Origin of the sequence: Edwardsiella hoshinae NBRC 105699 = ATCC 33379 (assembly GCF_000474215.1) — a bacterium.
GTDB classification, from domain to species: domain Bacteria; phylum Pseudomonadota; class Gammaproteobacteria; order Enterobacterales; family Enterobacteriaceae; genus Edwardsiella; species Edwardsiella hoshinae.
The window spans coordinates 1-838 of the sequence record NZ_BAUC01000070.1; the positions used below are offsets into that span (position 1 = coordinate 1).

The 838-nt window shown below is 56.8% G+C and carries 1 protein-coding gene and 1 pseudogene; both read left to right on the forward strand.

Features of this window, described 5'->3' with window-relative positions; genetic code table 11:
- Positions 1 to 154 (forward strand): annotated as a pseudogene (locus tag EHO01S_RS19375) (regulatory protein GemA); the annotation flags it as partial.
- A gap of 123 nt (positions 155 to 277) precedes the next feature.
- Positions 278 to 742, forward strand: coding sequence for a hypothetical protein (locus tag EHO01S_RS16865; RefSeq protein WP_035370949.1), 465 nt, complete (start codon positions 278 to 280; stop codon positions 740 to 742).
- Positions 743 to 838 lie beyond the last annotated feature (96 nt).

Consider the following 838-nt stretch of genomic DNA (forward strand, 5'->3'; position numbering starts at 1 on the left):
GCTGCTCGCTGATTCTGGTCGCTCCTGGAATTATGCCGAAGGGTTGGCGGCGCACATGTATGGCCAGCATGTGATCGAGTGGCTGGATGATGATCAGCTTTTTGGTGTGATGGTGGCACTGATCAAGGATGCGCGCCGACGCGGCCAGGACTGAGCGCCTATCGCTTAATGCTGAACCCTGAACCCTCGCAGTGATGCGGGGGTTTTCTTTTTTGCTGTACAGGTGATCAGTGCTGGTTATAATTGCACTACCCCTCTTGACCCCGAGGCAACCGTGATGACGCTTTGTGAAAACGACCTGGCTCGCTTACAGGCATTGTTGCCTGAGTCCGTCCATACGCTGATTGCTATCCTGGGATACTCTGCCACCATGCGCCTGATAACGGCGTTGGGGGGCACTACGTTACATGCTTGCACCAGCGAGCGCCGGGCGCGCTCTGGTGGTGTCTATGCCCTATTACGCGGTGTGCTAACTGAGCAGGAGACACAGACGCTGATACACCATGTCGGCGGCGCGTCATTCTATGTTCCCCGCTGCGATAGTGCGTTGCGCGAGTTGCGTAATACCCGCTTTCTGTCTGAGGTCGCCAAAGAAAAGGCCGCAGGCCGCTCAGCCAGGCAGGCGATGGCGATATTGTGCCCCCGGTATGGATTTAGTGACCGGTACGGGTGGCAACTCCTCCGGCAACGATATGACAGCCGACAGCTTCCAAGCCCCGCCCAAGCGGGGCTTTTTGATTAATAGGCTATGCAAAATTACACTTCACTTGGTGAGTATGCAGCGTATACCCAGCAGGCACGCGATGCCGCTTGCCGGCGCTATGCACTGTCGCACTAC